At 37.9% G+C, this 17,020-nt stretch carries 17 protein-coding genes; 11 read left to right on the top strand and 6 right to left on the bottom strand.

Features of this window, described 5'->3' with window-relative positions; genetic code table 11:
- Window positions 1–23 precede the first annotated feature (23 nt).
- The 4 genes from PKC55_RS05450 to PKC55_RS05435 all read left to right on the top strand — a co-directional run bounded on the left by PKC55_RS05450 (window position 24) and on the right by PKC55_RS05435 (window position 2,806).
- Entirely contained in the window at window positions 24–1,166 is a 1,143-nt protein-coding gene (locus PKC55_RS05450; protein WP_291124178.1) for a ChaN family lipoprotein, read from the top strand.
- A 66-nt stretch (window positions 1,167–1,232) separates the two neighbouring features.
- Window positions 1,233–1,652, top strand: a complete 420-nt coding sequence (locus tag PKC55_RS05445) for an acyl-CoA thioesterase (RefSeq protein WP_291124176.1) — start codon at window positions 1,233–1,235, stop codon at window positions 1,650–1,652.
- A gap of 26 nt (window positions 1,653–1,678) precedes the next feature.
- On the top strand, window positions 1,679–2,086 hold the full coding sequence (locus PKC55_RS05440; protein WP_291124174.1) for an acyl-CoA thioesterase: 408 nt from the start codon (window positions 1,679–1,681) through the stop codon (window positions 2,084–2,086).
- Between the two features lie 6 nt (window positions 2,087–2,092).
- Entirely contained in the window at window positions 2,093–2,806 is a 714-nt protein-coding gene (locus PKC55_RS05435) for a histidine phosphatase family protein (RefSeq protein ID WP_291124172.1), read from the top strand.
- 6 nt (window positions 2,807–2,812) lie between these two features.
- On the opposite strand, the gene PKC55_RS05430 is transcribed toward PKC55_RS05435, so the two are convergent.
- The 3 genes from PKC55_RS05430 to epsC form a co-directional block, all read right to left on the bottom strand.
- On the bottom strand, window positions 2,813–3,265 hold the full coding sequence (locus PKC55_RS05430) for a hypothetical protein (RefSeq protein ID WP_135103681.1): 453 nt from the start codon (window positions 3,263–3,265) through the stop codon (window positions 2,813–2,815).
- A gap of 84 nt (window positions 3,266–3,349) precedes the next feature.
- Entirely contained in the window at window positions 3,350–4,831 is a 1,482-nt protein-coding gene (locus tag PKC55_RS05425) for a TlpA family protein disulfide reductase (RefSeq protein ID WP_291124170.1), read from the bottom strand.
- Between the two features lie 24 nt (window positions 4,832–4,855).
- On the bottom strand, window positions 4,856–5,674 hold the full coding sequence (gene epsC / locus PKC55_RS05420; RefSeq protein WP_135103682.1) for a serine O-acetyltransferase EpsC: 819 nt from the start codon (window positions 5,672–5,674) through the stop codon (window positions 4,856–4,858).
- Window positions 5,675–5,860: 186 nt separating this feature from the next.
- On the opposite strand from epsC, the gene gdhA reads away from it, so the two are divergent.
- From gdhA to PKC55_RS05405, 3 genes are all read left to right on the top strand, one after another.
- On the top strand, window positions 5,861–7,198 hold the full coding sequence (gene gdhA / locus PKC55_RS05415; protein WP_324372180.1) for an NADP-specific glutamate dehydrogenase: 1,338 nt from the start codon (window positions 5,861–5,863) through the stop codon (window positions 7,196–7,198).
- Between the two features lie 258 nt (window positions 7,199–7,456).
- Window positions 7,457–8,188 carry a monofunctional biosynthetic peptidoglycan transglycosylase gene (gene mtgA, locus PKC55_RS05410; RefSeq protein ID WP_324372179.1) on the top strand — a complete coding sequence of 244 codons (732 nt, stop codon included), beginning with the start codon at window positions 7,457–7,459 and terminating at the stop codon, window positions 8,186–8,188.
- Window positions 8,189–8,200: 12 nt separating this feature from the next.
- Window positions 8,201–8,743, top strand: a complete 543-nt coding sequence (locus PKC55_RS05405; RefSeq protein WP_291129330.1) for a hypothetical protein — start codon at window positions 8,201–8,203, stop codon at window positions 8,741–8,743.
- A gap of 97 nt (window positions 8,744–8,840) precedes the next feature.
- On the opposite strand, the gene PKC55_RS05400 is transcribed toward PKC55_RS05405, so the two are convergent.
- Together PKC55_RS05400 and PKC55_RS05395 are read right to left on the bottom strand one after the other, a co-directional pair.
- Complete coding sequence (locus tag PKC55_RS05400; protein WP_291129334.1) at window positions 8,841–9,986, bottom strand: aldose epimerase family protein; 1,146 nt, start codon at window positions 9,984–9,986, stop codon at window positions 8,841–8,843.
- Between the two features lie 16 nt (window positions 9,987–10,002).
- Entirely contained in the window at window positions 10,003–10,995 is a 993-nt protein-coding gene (locus PKC55_RS05395; protein WP_252639192.1) for a glycoside hydrolase family 43 protein, read from the bottom strand.
- Window positions 10,996–11,173: 178 nt separating this feature from the next.
- Here PKC55_RS05395 and PKC55_RS05390 point away from each other — a divergent pair, with 178 nt between their 5' ends.
- From PKC55_RS05390 to PKC55_RS05380, 3 genes are read left to right on the top strand one after another with little or no spacing between them, the layout of a single operon-like run.
- Window positions 11,174–12,151 carry a polyprenyl synthetase family protein gene (locus PKC55_RS05390; RefSeq protein ID WP_324372175.1) on the top strand — a complete coding sequence of 326 codons (978 nt, stop codon included), beginning with the start codon at window positions 11,174–11,176 and terminating at the stop codon, window positions 12,149–12,151.
- 17 nt (window positions 12,152–12,168) lie between these two features.
- Complete coding sequence (locus tag PKC55_RS05385; RefSeq protein WP_283686790.1) at window positions 12,169–12,891, top strand: hypothetical protein; 723 nt, start codon at window positions 12,169–12,171, stop codon at window positions 12,889–12,891.
- Window positions 12,878–13,651: a TatD family hydrolase gene (locus PKC55_RS05380; protein ID WP_291127579.1), complete on the top strand. Its 774-nt coding sequence runs from the start codon at window positions 12,878–12,880 to the stop codon at window positions 13,649–13,651. The genes PKC55_RS05385 and PKC55_RS05380 overlap by 14 nt, the downstream gene beginning before the upstream one ends.
- A 92-nt stretch (window positions 13,652–13,743) precedes the next feature.
- Here the strand turns inward: PKC55_RS05380 and PKC55_RS05375 are convergent, their stop codons facing one another.
- Window positions 13,744–14,937, bottom strand: a complete 1,194-nt coding sequence (locus tag PKC55_RS05375) for a saccharopine dehydrogenase family protein (RefSeq protein WP_291127582.1) — start codon at window positions 14,935–14,937, stop codon at window positions 13,744–13,746.
- A 567-nt stretch (window positions 14,938–15,504) separates the two neighbouring features.
- Here PKC55_RS05375 and atpD point away from each other — a divergent pair.
- The gene (atpD, locus tag PKC55_RS05370; RefSeq protein ID WP_291127585.1) at window positions 15,505–17,019 is read left to right on the top strand and encodes a F0F1 ATP synthase subunit beta; all 1,515 of its coding nucleotides are present in this window, start codon (window positions 15,505–15,507) and stop codon (window positions 17,017–17,019) included.
- The last annotated feature ends 1 nt before the right edge of the window (window position 17,020 follow it).

Below are 17,020 nucleotides of genomic sequence, written 5' to 3'. Positions count from 1 at the left end.
CTTAAACTAATTCAGTATATGTCATGAAAAACAAATGCCTCTTTCTTTTTGCTCTTGTTCTTTTTTCTTCATTCTTGAAGAGCCAGACCTTATATAATTCAGAATATAATTATATCCAAGAAAAAGGAATGAATCCTTCGCAGTATCTTGTCTCTAAGTTTCAGCGTTATGATCTGGTTTTGCTTGGCGAAGATCATGCTGTCAAAGATCATTTGGACTTTGTGAAAGATTTAATCCCCCGACTGTATGAAAACGGAGTGACGAATCTTTGTATGGAATTTGGAGCTTTTGAGATGCAAAACAAATTAGACTCTTTAATGAATGCAGAGGAGTATAATGAGCAACTTGCCCGGGATATGATGTTTTACTATAATGTAGGGTGGGCATATAAAGAGTATACAGATATATATAGAAAGGTTTGGGAGTTTAATAAGACATTGCCTGCCGACAAGAAGAAGTTCAGGATCGTTAATCTCAGTTATCAGTATGATTGGACTAAATATAGTTTTCCCCGAACTCCTGAAAATATGAGTAAGGTGTTTTATCTGGGAACTCCGGATGATTTCAGAACTAAGATTATAGAAAAAGAAATAATTGCTAAGCAGGAAAAGGCTCTTGTCTATATGGGATCGGTACATGTTTTTACGAAGTATTATTTACCGATACTAAAAATGAATAACGATAATTTTTGCGATTATGACACCGGTTTTGTCGGAAATAGACTTTATCGGAAATATCCCCAAAAAATATTTAATATAATGTTGCACTTTCCTTTCCAAGCTAAAGACAAATCAAAAGTTAATTGGGTATCTCCTGCAGATGGTGCGATTGAAGCCATTATGGCTATGAATAATGATAAGCCTGTCGGGTTTGATCTGAAGGATACGCTATTAGGCAAACTATCCGATAATAGTTTTTTCAGTATGTGTTACAATGATTTTCGCATGGAAGATTTCTTTGATGGCTATATATTTATAAGTCCATTCAAAAATTTGCAGGGATGTACTATAGATTCTTTATACTTTGAGAATAAAGATTGGGCAGAAATCAAAAAGCACATGCCCGATCCCGATTGGCGTGCGGCAAAAGATGTCGACGAATATATTAAGCAAATAAGTGAATATGTAGATGTTAAGAAACGATACTCGGATGTAATACAGAAATAGCAGCATCCTGATTTTTAATGCCAAGAGAATAATATTAACTTTGTATTGAGAAATATAAGATTAATAATGGCAAATATAAAAGATACCTTATTCGAACAGGCAATGAAGGTGCGCGACTATGAATGTGATGCACAGGGTATTGTCAATAATGCGAATTACCAACATTACTATGAAGTTGTGCGCCATGAATTTTTGGAAGAGCATAATCTTAATTTTTATGAACTGCATCAGCAAGGTGTAGATGCAGTAGTAGTGAGTGTATATATACGCTACAAGCACTCTTTGCGTGGTAGCAACGACTTTGTTTGTACCGTTGATTCTATCGAAAGGGAAGGAATTCGATATATTTTCAATCAGAAAATAGTTCGTTTAAGGGATAACAAGGTTTGTTCTACAGCTCGGTTTGAGATTGCCTGTATGGTGAATGGTAAAGTAGGAAAGCCTCAAATTTTTGATGAGATTTTGGGTAAATATATTTTACAGTAGATAACGCAATATTCGCTGATACGCTTATGGCACTCACATTTGAAAACAAGATGAAAGTTCGCGACTATGAATGCGATTCGCAAGGTGTGGTTAATAATGCTATTTACTTGCATTATTTTGAGGCTACACGTCACGAGTTGATGGAGAAGTGTGGACTATGTTTGCGTGATCTTACCGAAGCAAATATACTACCTGTGGTGCGTAATGTAAATATTAGCTATAGGAATTCTTTACGGGGATCGGAAGAATTTGTGTGTAGTATTAAGATTATGCGCAAAGGTCTTCGGTATCTGTTTCATCAACAAATTATCCGTTTGGGCGACAACTCTTTGTGTGCCGACGCTGTTATAGAGGTAGTTTGTTTGATGAATGGTAAAGTGGCAAAGCCAGATATGTTTGACAAGGCTTTTGCTGATTATATAAATTGGGAATAAGAAAAAATGAATTCGAAAATAACATTATATGTTGCCCGTCACGGCAAAACGTTGATGAATACTCTTGATAGAGTTCAAGGGTGGTGTGATTCTCCTCTTACAGATGAGGGGATTGATGTAGCACGTTATTTGGGACATGGTCTCAATGATGTGGTATTTAGAACTGCATATTGTAGTGATCTTCGCAGGACAAAACAAACTGTAGAGGTTATCCTGGAAGCCAAAGGGCAAAAAGATATACCTGTATATGAACTGTCCGGACTGCGTGAGGCGTGTTTTGGTGGTTTCGAAGCCGATTTCAATCATACGATGTGGAATAGTGCGGCTCTTTATCTGCATTACACATCTGTAGATGCAATGTATAAAGATATATTAGCAAAGAAAATCAATTACAGAGATGTGCTGAATGCCATAAAAAAAATTGATAAGCTGGGCTTGGCTGAAAATTTTTCTCAGGTAGAACAACGTACTCAGGCTAGTTTGAAAGAGATTGCCGAAAAGGAGATGCGAAAAGGAGATGGTAATATTCTTGTTATATCACACGGAATGAGTATCTTGGCAATGCTTCTCAGTTTGGGCGGCGACAGATTATTTACCAAGCCATTGGATAATGCAGCGGTATGTAAAGTCACTTATCAGAATGGTGAATTTACAGTAGAATCGATGGCCGATATGAGTTATGTAGAAAAAGGGAAACTGATGATAGGAGTAGAGGTGTAAAAACTTCTACTCATTCAATAACTTATTAAGAAAGTCGTCGAATTCACGATCAAACTTTTCCATCAGGTCGTTGTCTAACTTGATTGTTGAATCTTCGTTTATCAGCAACAACTCTTCTATTACCTCAAGATTGTCGTCGGCATAATTTACAGAAAAAGGCTTGTATAGATCTAAAGATGAAAACATTTCTTCTTTATCCAAGTCTTCTGTAACTTCTCGTAGAATAGAAATAACCTTATCGTCGCTCAACTCTTCAACTTTATCTACCCAGTCGAAAATAACGATTTCAGCGACTTTGTTCTCTTCATCATCATAGAATGCAACTTCACCACTTTCTTTATCTACAGTAATAAATACATCGGTGAGTGAGCTGCCTTGATAATCTTTTGATAGGGTATCTATTGCCTCTACAAAAGTGCTTTTGATCAGTGATGACGGACTTTTATGAACTTCTTCCATTGGCTTTTTTTCAGCTACAAAGTTATTTTATACGAAAGTACGAAAAATATTCTATTATTCTATTTCTTTGGATTTCAAAATGTATTACAATAATTCATTTATCCACTTTCTCATTTTGTTCGGCTCCATCGAGTTACTCTTATGTTTCAGTGCTCCTGATTTATCATAAATGAGATAGGTAGGAACTCCTATTAATTGTAAATCATTTTTGAGATAATCCCATGTTTTTTCCTCCAGATAATAATGCTCACCTCCTATTTGCGAAACTTTTTCTTCCCAAGTCTTCCGTACAGAAGTATGATTTGTTATATATACAAATACAACATCTTTTCCTGTTAGTTCTTTTTTTACAGGCTCTATTTGTTTCATGTTTTTCAAACATGGACCACACCATGTTGCCCAAAAGTCAATGAAAACAACTTTGCCTTCATATTTTTGTAATATTGTGCTTATCAACAGTTCTTTTGAAACTTTGGGTGTTTCATTAATCTTAAAATCTTTCGAAGAGCTATCGGATTGAATGAGTTTTATTACTTTACTGTTCTCCGTAAATAACATCTCAGAGAAAGCTTCTTCTTTGTAATAAGATTTTATATCTTCTTTTTGCGATTCACTCAGAGGTTTTAACTCATTCAATTGCTTTGTATATGTATTTAGAATTAACATCTTGTCGAAAAAAGAATGATCATCATCAATAATATATTTTAGAATAGAGTCTGTTTTATCTTTCCATACCTCAAGAGAGTACATATCGATAGGCGGTATTCCAATGTTGTTGATATTTAGTAAGTTCTGGATTAATATTTGATAAGAAGGTGAATATAGATAATATGGGTTGTTCAACTTTAAGTCTTTCAATATAGAATAATACGAAATATCAGGCTCGGTTGGCGTGTAATTACTCTCGCCTTCATGTAACTTATATTTATTCTTTATTGTTTGAGAGTAGTTTAAAATATAAAAATTAGAAAAAAGAGCTTTTAACTCACAGCCCATAATAAGCTTCAAGTTTTCAGATAAGTCATTTCTTTCTTCCAACTTTTCTAGGATGTTAGATAATGCTTTCTTACTAATTTGTGCATATTCGTTAGGGGTAATATTGTAATCATTTACATCTACACCAAAATCTTTACTCATACATATTTCCAGCAGCTTGCCTCCCATATCCATATAATTAAACGGAGGACTTAGGCTATTTTCTATACTGACGTGCTTTTCGCCATTATTATCAAAAGAAATATTAAGTTTTGTATTTTCATTTGGTAACAGATATATAAGCCCACTGTAAATAGGAGATTCTATAACGCAGAGGCTAACTGTAAATATAGGTATGTTGAAACTAAATGTACCGTCGTCCTCAATTGGTATTTCAGAGCCAATATTGTCGAAGCCTATTCTATTTATTCGGATATTAAGTGTTTCAGTTTTTTGTTCTTTTGGTATATTTCCGAGTATCTTTCCTGAAAGAGTTCCTACCCCGTATTTAAATTCAGGGATGGGGAGCTGTGCCTGAATCATACAAGCGTATAAAACCAAAAAAGCAATTAAAACAATAAGCTTTTTCATTGTATTAATATTGGCTGCTTTGAACTATATATTAAAATCCAGAAAATGTTCACCTGTTTTTAGGGTATTGTGTATCCTGATTTCTGCATTTTGTTGTACTAATGAATATGGTACCACACTCTTTGTCAGCCAAGCATTACCTCCGATGGTAGAGTCGTGTCCTACAACGGTATTACCTCCCAAAATTGTAGCTCCTGCATATATAACCACATTGTTTTCGATGGTCGGATGCCTTTTTTCGTTCGCCAATCCTTTAGTCACAAATAAAGCTCCGAGAGTAACGCCTTGATATATTTTTACATTATCGCCGATGATTGTTGTTTCGCCGATAACGATCCCTGTGCCATGGTCTATATAAAAAGCTTTTCCTATCTCAGCCCCGGGGTTGATGTCTATTCCCACTTTCGAGTGTGCATATTCAGAAAATAGGCGAGGGATAATCGGCGTTTTCATCTTGTAGAACTCATGCGATATACGGTAAACTACCTGCGCAAAAAAACCGGGATAAGTTAAGATTACCTCTTCTATCGATTTTGCTGCCGGATCGTTTTTGTAATATACTTCCGCTTCGTCATATAGTTGGTCTTGTAGTTCCGGCAGATGAGAAATGAATTTTCCGACTGTTTCTTCTGCTTGAGCCCTATCCAGCAAAGCCGAAATATTCTCCACCATAATGGAGTAAAAGTAATACAGTTTTTTCTCTCTCGATTTCTCCTGATCGCAAATTGGGAATAGTACACGGTGTATCAATGTGTTCAAAGCATCTTCCAGTTCTATTCTGTTAATTGGTAAATGTTTTGATTCTGCTCTTAATTTATTCGCTATTTCGTAAATATTAGTCATGATTTTCAGTGTTGTGGAAAACAAAAATAAGAATTAAAACAATATCTCTGGAAATTTGATAATGTTAAATTATTATATGTTATAAATCATGCTATTATAGATGAATTTTTTAAAAATAAATTGATATAAATAGCTTCTTTATTTATATTTTTGTATAGTAAAATAACCGACATGATCCTTTATATTATGAATATTAATGACATTTTATCATCTTTAGAGGCAAGACATCCAGGAGAATCCGAATTCTTGCAAGCAGTAAAAGAGGTGCTTGTATCCATCGAAGATGTTTATAACCAACACCCCGAATTTGAAAAGAACCGGATTATAGAACGTCTGGTAGAGCCAGACCGCATATTCACATTTAAGGTGCCTTGGGTAGACGACCGTGGCGATATTCAGGTGAATATCGGCTATCGGGTACAATTCAATAATGCAATTGGCCCTTATAAAGGAGGTTTAAGATTTCACGCTTCGGTAAATCTTTCTTCTCTCAAATTCTTAGGGTTTGAGCAGACGTTTAAGAATGCGCTCACTACTTTGCCGATGGGTGGAGGTAAAGGAGGATCAGACTTTAGTCCGAGAGGAAAGTCAAATGCCGAAATTATGCGTTTCTGTCAGGCTTTTATCCTCGAGCTTTGGCGCAATATTGGCCCTGATACAGATGTTCCTGCCGGAGATATAGGTGTGGGTACTCGCGAGATAGGCTATATGTATGGTATGTACAAAAAGCTGGCTCGTGAAAATACCGGTACTTTTACCGGAAAAGGATTGGAATATGGAGGTTCATTGGTACGTCCTGAGGCAACAGGATTTGGCGCTCTCTATTTTGTGAATGAAATGCTTAAAGCAAAAAATATAGACATTAAAGGCAAGACTGTCGCTGTTTCGGGTTTTGGTAATGTGGCGTGGGGTGCAACACTCAAAGCTACTGAGCTGGGGGCAAAAGTGGTGACTATCTCCGGACCTGACGGTTATATATATGATGCAGACGGAGTGAGTGGTGAAAAGATAGAGTATATGCTTGAATTGCGCGATTCGGGTAATGACATTGTAGCGCCCTATGCAGAGAAATTCCCGAATGCAGTATTCCATGCAGGCAAAAAACCTTGGGGTGAAAAAGTGGACATTGCTTTACCTTGTGCTATACAAAATGAACTGAATCTTCAGGATGCTCAGGCTTTGATAGCTAATGGGGTAACATGTGTAGCCGAAGTATCTAATATGGGCTGTACGGCAGAAGCTGTAGACTTTTTTATTGAAAAGCAAGCTCTCTTTGCTCCGGGTAAGGCTGTGAATGCAGGCGGTGTTGCTACATCGGGTTTAGAAATGAGTCAGAATGCAATGCATATACAATGGGGTGCCGAAGAGGTTGACCAACGTTTGCATGGTATTATGAAAAATATACATGGACAATGTCTCAAATTTGGAAAAGACAACGGTGAATATATTAATTATGTGAAAGGAGCCAACGTTGCCGGATTTATGAAAGTAGCCCGGGCAATGATAGCACAAGGAGTTATATAATAACTGATTTTGTAAATCAATCGTTTGAAAAGCCTTTTAAATTCATGTAATTTAAGAGGCTTTTTAATTTGTAGTTGGAAACTGTATTATTCAGAACGCTTTCGATATTATTTGTAACTAAGAGGGTGGGAATTCTTTGTTATACTTCTTATGGTAAGGTAAAATAGCATTAAAAATATATTCTTAATTACTTCCTCAATTATTGAATTTTTGTTTACTTTGTCTTTCAAAGTGAGATGTTTATACTAAATTTCGTATATGGTAAAGAAACTGTTGAAATGGGCTAAAAGAATTGTAATATTTCTTTTTCTGTTCAGTATATTTCAAGTCGTTTTATTCAAATTTGTTCCTGTATACTATACTCCGTTGATGGTATGGAACAATATGGGGCAATTGTTCTCGGGAGAAGCTGTCGTTTGCCATCACAAATGGGTTTCGATAGATAAGATTTCAGGTTACCTGCCACTTGCCGTAGTAGCTTCCGAAGATAACTTATTCCTCGACCACTCAGGATTTGATTTCGATCAGATAGAAAAGGCTCTGAATGAGGCTGAAAAAGGAAAACGACAGAGGGGTGCAAGTACAATTAGTCAGCAAACAGCGAAGAATGTTTTCCTTTGGTCGGGTCATTCATATATTCGCAAAGGACTGGAAGTATATTACACATTCCTTATAGAACATATCTGGGGTAAAGAACGTATTATGGAGGTCTATCTCAATTCTATCGAGATGGGTAAAAATATATATGGTGCTGAGGCTGTCGCTCAGGTGAATTTCAGGAAATCGGCAAAAGCTCTTACAGCAGGAGAATCTGCGCTGATAGCGGCAACGCTTCCTAATCCTATCCGATTTAATTCGGCAAAACCATCTGCTTATATACAGAGGCGTCAGGCTAAAATATTAGACCTGATGTGGAAAGTAAAGCCTGTAGAATTTGATAAAGAGGAAACGAAAGAAGTAAAGAAGAGTGTAAAGAAAAAGAAGAAATAAACAACCTGCCCTATGAAAGTAAACGAAGCTATACAAACACAAGAGAAGAGATTGATCCTAAAAATTAGGGTATTAGTTATCTTCTATATATTTGCTTTGTTCTTTTGGGGGATAACAGCATTTCCGATAGAGGCGGAACTGAAAATTATATGCGGTCTGCTTGGTATATCATTGGATGTGTCTCCTGATGTGTATACAGGATTTACAGGATGGATTGCTACAGTAATGAATGGTGTGATTCACACAAATCATAATTACCCATTCCTTTCTTATGGTACAGACTGGCTGGCATTCTCACACCTTGTTATAGCTGTGGCTTTTATAGGTCTTTACGTCAAACCTGTACGAAATATTTGGATTGTATATTTTGCAATGATAGCTTGTGCAGGAGTTATTCCCTTAGCTTTAATTTGTGGCGCAATACGAGGACTTCCTCTTTGGTGGAGATTAATCGACTGCTCTTTTTGTGTGTTCGGATTAATACCGCTATACTTCTTGCATGTATATATAAAGAGGCTCGAGAAGCTCATCGACTATACGCCTACAAAATATTGATGAGAAATTAATTGTATATCAACAGCAATGAGCTGATTAATATAAAAAAAGAGAAAGATTCAATCTTTCTCTTTTCTTGTTCTTTAAGCTCAATCTCTTATTTCTTTACAGAGAATTTATAGATTGTTTCACTTGTATATTTCTCACCCGGGCGTAGAGTTGCCGAAGGCCAGTCTTTTTTGTTCGGTGTATCAGGATATTTTTGAGTTTCTAGACAAACAGCAGCACGGTATTGATTCGCTTTGCCTTTTTTCCCTTTGTCTTTACCATCCATAAAGTTGCCCGCATAGAATTGCAGCCCCGGTTCGGTAGTATATGTCTCTAATACGATCCCTGTTTTAGGCGATTCTAGTGTGGCTGCTACTTTATTGATGTCTCCACCTGTATTTAATACCCAGTTGTGGTCATACCCTTTTCCGTTTTTCAACTGAACAAAGTCGTAATTGTCTATTCTTGCACCAATAGCAGTCGGTGTGCGGAAATCCATATCTGTTCCTTCTACAGGAAGTATCTCGCCTGTAGTCATAAATGTAGAGTCTACCGGAGTGTATTTGTCAGCATTCAGCATGAGTAACCAATTCGTATTTTTTGAGTCCGGATCTCCATCCATATTGAAGTATGTATGGTTTGTCAGATTTACCACTGTTGGTTTATCTGTTTCAGCTTCGTACTTGATGTCAATAGCGTTGTCATCTTTCAATGTATAAGTGATTTTGGTTTTTAAGTTTCCCGGAAAACCTTCCTCACCATCTTTCGAAAGATAAGTCAGTTCGATTGTTTTATCATCTATTTGATTTGCATCGAATACTACAGTATGAAAACCTTTGTCGCCGCCGTGTAGCGTGTGACCAAAGTTGTTTTTAGGCAAGTCATATTTTACACCGTCAAGTTCGAAAGTTCCGTTTCCGATTCTGTTTCCGTAGCGACCTATTGCCGCTCCGTAATTATTTCCGGGTACATTAATATAATCTTGTATAGAGTCGAAGCCGATTACGACATCTTTCTTATTACCATCTTTGTCCGGTACAAGTACAGAAACAATGCGTCCTCCGTAATTGGTGACACATACTTCCATTCCATTTGTGTTTTTTAAGACAAACAGGCCTACTTTTTTACCATTTACTTCTGTTTCAAAATTCTTTTTGTCGAGTCCCGACTCAGTCAATTTGCTTACGGGAGCTTTTTCTGTACAACTAACAGCCAACAGTAATACTGTTAATACAGCTAAACACGTTTTCTTCATAACTTAGATTTAATTATTATTTAAGAGGATTTGCTTTTACTCCTTCGTTGGTGATAACCACAGGTTTTATGTATCCGTTTTCGTCAAACTGCATTTCATCGATACAGGTAACTCTGTGGTTTCCGTCTGTCTCCGTAAGAGGGCGACGATGATATACGATATACCATTTGTCCGATTTCGGTTCATGTATCACAGAGTGGTGTCCTGCTCCTGTAGCCACTTTCGGATCTTGCTGTAGAATCTTGCCTATGCGTTTGAATGGGCCGAACGGACTGTCAGCGATGGCGTAAGCTACGCTATAGTCAGGGCCTGTCCATCCACCTTCCGACCACATAAAGTAATATTTATTGTTATGTATAAACATAAATGGACCTTCAACATAGTTTTCGGGTGTTACTTCTTTATAGATTGTTCCATCTTCGAATGGAACTAGGCCTGTAAAGTCATCATTCAATTTGGCGACATTACAATGTTTCCAGCCACCATAATAGATATAGTAGCTACCATCTTTATCCTTAAACACAAACTGATCGATAGGTTGTGCTCCATTGTAAAACTTGTCGATCAGAGGTTTGCCAAGGTAGTCCTTGAATGGCCCTTCCGGTTTGTCGGCAACGGCTACACCAATGCCGCCGTACTCGTTATCACTTTGTATATCATTCCCACCAAAGAAAAGAAAATACTTGTTGTCTTTTTTGAGAATTGCCGGAGCCCACATGGCTCGTTTAACCCATTTAACAGATGCAGTGTCGATTATCCGTTCGTGTTTAGTCCAGTTTACGAGGTCTGGCGATGAAAAGGCATCCATAAAGACTTGCTCGTCATATGGTGCAGAATAAGTCGGGTATACCCAATATTTGTCATCAAAGATTATGCCTTCAGGGTCGGCATACCATCCTTCGACGATTGGGTTTCCTGCAGTGACTTTTTGTTCAGGGTTGGCTTGCTTGGGCGTACAAGCCTGCATGATAGAGAGACATGCAAAAATAAGTAAATAATTGTTTTTCATTTAATAATACATTTTTTATTACCGAACCATAAAAATAGGACTTTTTTGATTAGATAGATTCAGTTTTTATAATATTTTGATTTTTCTAGCTAAAAAGTTATCTTTGTTGAGATCAAGATAAGCAAAATTTATCGCACGAAAAATCACGGTGTCCAACCTCTAAAATCCAGACGAAATCATGGCTTCTTTATATACTTTTGATGAGATATTGAGTATAGTAAATACAGAGATAAAAAAGATAGAATACGGTTCTGCTCCTAAGTCTCTTTTCGAGCCAATATCTTATATTCTTTCTTTAGGAGGGAAGCGTGTTCGTCCGGCATTAGCCCTGATGTCTTACAATCTATATAAGGAGGATGTGGAACATGTGATCCCAATTGCTCTGGGTATAGAGATCTTTCATAATTTCACATTGCTTCACGATGATTTGATGGATAGAGCCGATATGCGCAGAGGAAATCCAACGGTGCATATCAAATGGAATGACAATACTGCTGTATTATCGGGCGATGCCATGTTGATAGAGGCATATAAAGAGATCGCAAAGATAGACTCCCAATATTTAAAGCCTGTTTTAGATTTATTTTCTACTACTGCAACCGAAATATGTTGCGGGCAGCAATACGATATGGAGTTTGAACAACGTATGGATGTAACTATCGCTGAATATTTGGAGATGATACGTTTGAAGACTGCCGTGCTCTTGGCTTGCTCACTTAAGGAAGGTGCTATCGTTGCCGGAGCCTCGGCTGAGGATGCTGAAAATCTATATAATTATGGCATTCATGTAGGACTCGGTTTTCAGCTTATGGACGACCTGCTTGATGTTTACGGAGATAGTTCCAACTTTGGGAAGAAAATAGGAGGAGATATCCTTTGTAATAAGAAAACCTTCTTGTTTATCAATGCTCTATTGAGCGAAGAAGTGAAAGATGATCTGATTAGCTGGGTTAATAAAGAGAATTATGATGCTGCGGAGAAAATAAAAGCTGTGACAGCCATATATAATAAACTGAATTTGAAACAGAAGTCAGAAGATCTAATAAATGATTACTATAAACAGGCGGTGACATGTCTGGACAAAGTAAGTATAGATGCCTCACGGAAAAAAGAGCTTTATAAATTAGCCGAAAGCCTCATGACAAGAATTTCATAACACAAAACATTACAACTATGCCTTACAGACGCTTACCCAATACTGATAATGCTCGGATAAGGGCTTTGAAAACGGCAATAGAAAAGAGCAATACATTTTTTAGTCAGAATGTAATTACTCTGGATATTTACAAACTACAACATTTACTACGCAACTTTGAAACAGCTCAGGTGAGATATCGTGATAGCCTCGAAGTACAGGCTACCGCTAATCGTAAATTTCAACGATTAGTAAAAAATGCAAGATTGTACATATCACATTTTATACAAGTTTTCAACTTCAGTGTTATCCGCAATGAGATAAAAAAAGAAGTGAAACAACTATATGGAATTGATCCGAGCGATTTTACTGTGCCCGATCTTACCAGCAACGATTCGTTACTCTTTTGGGGTGAAAATATAATAAAAGGTGAGCAGACCCGTATCTCACAAGGAGGAACGCCGATCTACAATCCTACAATTGCCCGGGTGAACGTAGCATTTTCGCTTTTTAAAGATGCATATTTTGCACAAAAAACATATCAAAATACGACTTCCCGCCAGCTGGAAAGCTTAAGTCAGCAACGTGAGGATATAGACGCTACTTTGACTTTGGTGTGGAACCAGATAGAGAAAGCCTTTGCCGGTTTGCCGCCCAAAGAACGCTTGGAGAGGTGTAAGGAGTACGGAGTTGTATATTATTTGAGAAAAGAAGAAAAAGAAAAATTTGAGAACCAGACAGATCGAAATGAGAATTATTGATACGCACTCACATATTTATTCTGAAGAATTTGACAACGATATAGATGATGTTATTAAACGGGCAAAACAAGCCGGAGTAGAGAAAATACTGCTACCTAACATCGATGCTTCTTCTATAGATCGCTTGCACAATATATCTGATCGATATACTGGCTACTGTATACCAATGATGGGGTTGCATCCTACCAGTGTAGGTGAAAACTGGAAAGAGGAGTTAGATATTATCCGAAAAGAGCTTTCTAAACGCACATATATTGCAATAGGAGAAATCGGGATTGATCTTTATTGGGATAAAACCTTTGAGGAGCAACAGAGACTGGTTTTTGAAGAACAACTGCGTTGGAGTATCGAATATGATTTACCTGTAGCAATACATTCGAGGGATGCAATAGCCGAATGCATATCCTGCATTAAGAATGTCGGCGAACAGCACTTAAGAGGAGTATTTCATAGTTTTGGAGGAACGCTAGAAGAGCTTGACGGGATTCTTTCGTTGAAGAATTTTATGTTGGGTATCAACGGTGTTGTCACGTTTAAGAATTCTACATTGCCAACAGTTCTTAAAGAAACGGATTTGTCTTCTATAATCATCGAAACAGATTCACCTTATTTGGCTCCCGTTCCTTACAGAGGAAAAAGGAATGAGTCTTCTTATACATTGAATGTTGTAACTAAGCTAGCCGAAATATATGGCTTGCCAGCCGAAGTGGTTGGACAAATAACAACAGAAAATGCTGAGAAGCTTTTTGCTCTTAAATAACAGATTCTTAATAGTCAACCTTTTGGTGTAAAATAAAACAGCCCTACCGAGAAATTAATCTTTGTAGGGCTGTAAGTTTAATATCGTTGTTATTACATTTCCAAATCTATATCAAACAACTCGTGCCAAGGCAAACCTTGTTTGTTTAGTTGCTCCATAAACGGATCTGGATTAAATTCTTCAACATTGAATACACCCGGTTTGCGCCACAGACCTTTCATAAACATGATACCGCCTATGGTAGCCGGAACTCCTGTGGTATAGCTCACGCCCTGTGTGCCTGTTTCCTTGTAAGCATCTTCGTGCGAACAGTTGTTGTATACATAGTAGGTGCGTTCTTTTCCATCTTTGATTCCTTTTATGCGGCATCCGATAGAAGTCTGCCCTTTATAGTTTTCTCCAAGTTCGCCCGGATCAGGCAGTACGGCTTTCAGGAATTGGATTGGGACAACCTCAACACCATTGTAAATAATAGGGTCGATACGTGACATACCGATATTTTGAATTACACGAAGGTGAGTAAGATACTCTTGTCCGAATGTCATCCAAAAGCGAGCTCTTTTGAGGGTAGGGTAATTCTTTACCAGAGATTCCAGTTCCTCATGATAGATAACATACGATTCTTTTGGCCCAATTTCAGGATAATTTAATGGCTTGTGTATTTCGTGTGGCTCAGTTTCTACCCATTCTCCGTTTTCCCAGTATTTGCCTTTTTGGGTTACTTCGCGAATATTGATTTCCGGGTTAAAGTTTGTCGCAAAAGCTTTTCCATGATCTCCGGCATTACAGTCTACAATGTCAAGATAATGTATTTCATCGAAATGATGTTTAGCTGCATAAGCAGTAAATACACTTGTTACACCGGGATCAAAACCACAACCTAATATTGCAGTAAGTCCGGCTTCTTTAAATTTATCCTGATATGCCCATTGCCATTTATATTCGAATTTAGCTTCCTCCTTCGGCTCGTAATTAGCAGTATCAAGATAGTTTACCCCACATGCCAGACATGCGTCCATAATGGTAAGATCCTGATAAGGTAATGCCACATTGATCACAAGTTCAGGCTTAAAGGAATTGAATAGTCTTTTAAGATCTTCCACGTTGTCAGCATCTACCTGTGCTGTTTGTATCTTGTTGCCGCCTATGGCCGCAGCAATAGCATCACATTTCGATTTTGTACGGCTGGCAAGCATTATTTCGGTAAACACATCCATGTTTTGTGCGACCTTATTTGCAACTACGGTTCCGACTCCTCCGGCTCCGATAATTAATACTTTTCCCATGTCTCTATTTTTATTTATTGATAATTATTTTGTACAACCTGTAATTTGTCTATTTCAAAGTTCAAAGATATTCTAAAAATAATCATTAGGATATTTCTTTTCTTGAAAACGATCATATTCTTCTTTATAAATGTCAATATTTCGGTTAAGAATATCTATAAACTCTTTCTTTGTTCTAAAACCATACTGAATATCATGGCCCTTTGGCTCTATTGTCTCAATGCCCTGTATCTATCGCTGGCATTTGTTCCAGACTTTATTATTTATGGTTAAATTAGGTTTAAAAAAAATAAGTTTACTTATAAAATCTGCCAACAAAAATACTATTAAATATTAATATTGCTTATATTTGTCTTCGGCAATTGATAGAGGGGTCTGGTACCATATTGATTTCGCATAGATACCTCAAGCTTTTATTAATTCACACAAAATCCCTGTAGATAAGGAGGTTTTTGAAATATTTATAGGATTATAGGATTATAGTTCTTCTTACCTTATTTAGTTAATAAGGCTTTATTTGTTGAAGCAAAAGAAATTAGAAATAAACAATAATAAATACAAAAGCTTATGTCACAATTAGTCGGGCACATATCCCAGGTTATCGGGCCGGTGGTGGATGTATTTTTTGATACAGCCAATCCATCCCTAAACCTGCCGCAGATCAATGATGCCCTTGAAGTTAAAAGACCTGATGGTCGCTCTTTGATTCTCGAAGTAAAGCAACACATAGGCGAAGACACAGTGCGTGCCGTAGCTATGGACAGTACAGACGGATTAAGCCGTGGGCTTGAAGCGATTCCTCTGGGATCACCCATTCGAATGCCTATCGGTGACCATGTAAAAGGACGTCTGATGAACGTTGTAGGTAATTCTATTGACGGTATGAAGCCTTTGAGCAATCAAGGTGGTGCGCCTATCCATAGAGAACCGCCTAAGTTTGAAGAACTGCAAACAACGCGCGAGGTGTTATTCACCGGAATCAAAGTCGTGGACTTATTAGCTCCATACGCAAAAGGAGGTAAGGTGGGTCTATTTGGCGGAGCCGGTGTGGGTAAGACTGTATTGATTATGGAACTTATCAACAATATTGCAAAAAAACATAATGGATATTCTGTATTTGCCGGAGTAGGAGAGCGTACCCGTGAAGGAAACGACCTGCTAAGGGAAATGATAGAGTCAAATGTTATCCGCTATGGAGAAGAGTTCAAGAAAAGCATGGAAGAAGGCAACTGGGATTTGTCGAAAGTTGACTACGACGAACTTCAGAAGTCACAGATTTCCCTTGTTTTCGGTCAGATGAACGAACCGCCGGGAGCCCGTGCCGATGTAGCCCTTTCGGGGTTGACTATAGCCGAGTCTTTCCGTGACTCGAAAGCTGAAGGTCCTAAAGATATCTTATTCTTTATCGATAATATATTCCGTTTTACTCAGGCAGGATCTGAGGTGTCGGCCTTGTTGGGACGTATGCCGTCTGCCGTAGGGTATCAACCTACATTGGCAACAGAGATGGGTGCCATGCAGGAACGTATTACTTCTACACAAAACGGATCCATCACTTCGGTGCAAGCCGTGTATGTGCCTGCCGACGACTTAACAGACCCGGCTCCGGCAACAACATTCTCTCACTTGGATGCCACAACGGTGCTCGATCGTAAGATTACCGAAATGGGAATTTATCCGGCGGTAGACCCTCTAGGTTCCAGCTCTCGAAGCTTAGACCCGAACGTTGTAGGTCAGGAGCATTACGATACAGCTCAACGTGTGAAGCAAATATTGCAGCGCAACAAAGAGCTTCAGGATATTATTGCAATTCTCGGGATGGAAGAGCTTTCGGATACCGACAAGCAGACTGTAAACCGTGCGAGACGTATTCAACGATTTTTGTCTCAACCGTTTAATGTTGCAGAACAATTTACAGGTGTTCCGGGGGTAATTGTTGATATTCAGGATACAATCAAGGGCTTCCAAAAAATTCTGGACGGTGAAGTTGATCACCTCCCTGAACAAGCATTCTTGAACGTGGGTACAATAGAAGATGCAATGGCTAAAGGCGAGAAGATTCTTGCCCAAGTTGCAGGATAAA

The sequence above is a fragment of the Dysgonomonas sp. genome, from assembly GCF_035323175.1.
Classification (GTDB): domain Bacteria; phylum Bacteroidota; class Bacteroidia; order Bacteroidales; family Dysgonomonadaceae; genus Dysgonomonas.
The sequence above is the reverse complement of the archived record's forward strand: the minus strand, read 5'-3'. Positions and strand labels throughout refer to the sequence as shown.

What these genes read in the sequence shown, in the direction of transcription:
- PKC55_RS05400 (WP_291129334.1), bottom strand. Translation starts at nt 9,986, where the DNA reads ATGAAGAAAACGTGTTTAGCTGTATTAACAGTATTACTGTTGGCTGTT.
- gdhA (WP_324372180.1), top strand. Translation starts at nt 5,861, where the DNA reads ATGAATATTAATGACATTTTATCATCTTTAGAGGCAAGACATCCAGGA.
- epsC (WP_135103682.1), bottom strand. Translation starts at nt 5,674, where the DNA reads ATGACTAATATTTACGAAATAGCGAATAAATTAAGAGCAGAATCAAAA.
- PKC55_RS05380 (WP_291127579.1), top strand. Translation starts at nt 12,878, where the DNA reads ATGAGAATTATTGATACGCACTCACATATTTATTCTGAAGAATTTGAC.
- mtgA (WP_324372179.1), top strand. Translation starts at nt 7,457, where the DNA reads ATGGTAAAGAAACTGTTGAAATGGGCTAAAAGAATTGTAATATTTCTT.
- PKC55_RS05375 (WP_291127582.1), bottom strand. Translation starts at nt 14,937, where the DNA reads ATGGGAAAAGTATTAATTATCGGAGCCGGAGGAGTCGGAACCGTAGTT.
- PKC55_RS05430 (WP_135103681.1), bottom strand. Translation starts at nt 3,265, where the DNA reads ATGGAAGAAGTTCATAAAAGTCCGTCATCACTGATCAAAAGCACTTTT.
- PKC55_RS05390 (WP_324372175.1), top strand. Translation starts at nt 11,174, where the DNA reads ATGGCTTCTTTATATACTTTTGATGAGATATTGAGTATAGTAAATACA.
- PKC55_RS05425 (WP_291124170.1), bottom strand. Translation starts at nt 4,831, where the DNA reads ATGAAAAAGCTTATTGTTTTAATTGCTTTTTTGGTTTTATACGCTTGT.
- PKC55_RS05385 (WP_283686790.1), top strand. Translation starts at nt 12,169, where the DNA reads ATGCCTTACAGACGCTTACCCAATACTGATAATGCTCGGATAAGGGCT.
- PKC55_RS05440 (WP_291124174.1), top strand. Translation starts at nt 1,679, where the DNA reads ATGGCACTCACATTTGAAAACAAGATGAAAGTTCGCGACTATGAATGC.
- PKC55_RS05445 (WP_291124176.1), top strand. Translation starts at nt 1,233, where the DNA reads ATGGCAAATATAAAAGATACCTTATTCGAACAGGCAATGAAGGTGCGC.
- PKC55_RS05435 (WP_291124172.1), top strand. Translation starts at nt 2,093, where the DNA reads ATGAATTCGAAAATAACATTATATGTTGCCCGTCACGGCAAAACGTTG.
- PKC55_RS05405 (WP_291129330.1), top strand. Translation starts at nt 8,201, where the DNA reads ATGAAAGTAAACGAAGCTATACAAACACAAGAGAAGAGATTGATCCTA.
- atpD (WP_291127585.1), top strand. Translation starts at nt 15,505, where the DNA reads ATGTCACAATTAGTCGGGCACATATCCCAGGTTATCGGGCCGGTGGTG.
- PKC55_RS05450 (WP_291124178.1), top strand. Translation starts at nt 24, where the DNA reads ATGAAAAACAAATGCCTCTTTCTTTTTGCTCTTGTTCTTTTTTCTTCA.
- PKC55_RS05395 (WP_252639192.1), bottom strand. Translation starts at nt 10,995, where the DNA reads ATGAAAAACAATTATTTACTTATTTTTGCATGTCTCTCTATCATGCAG.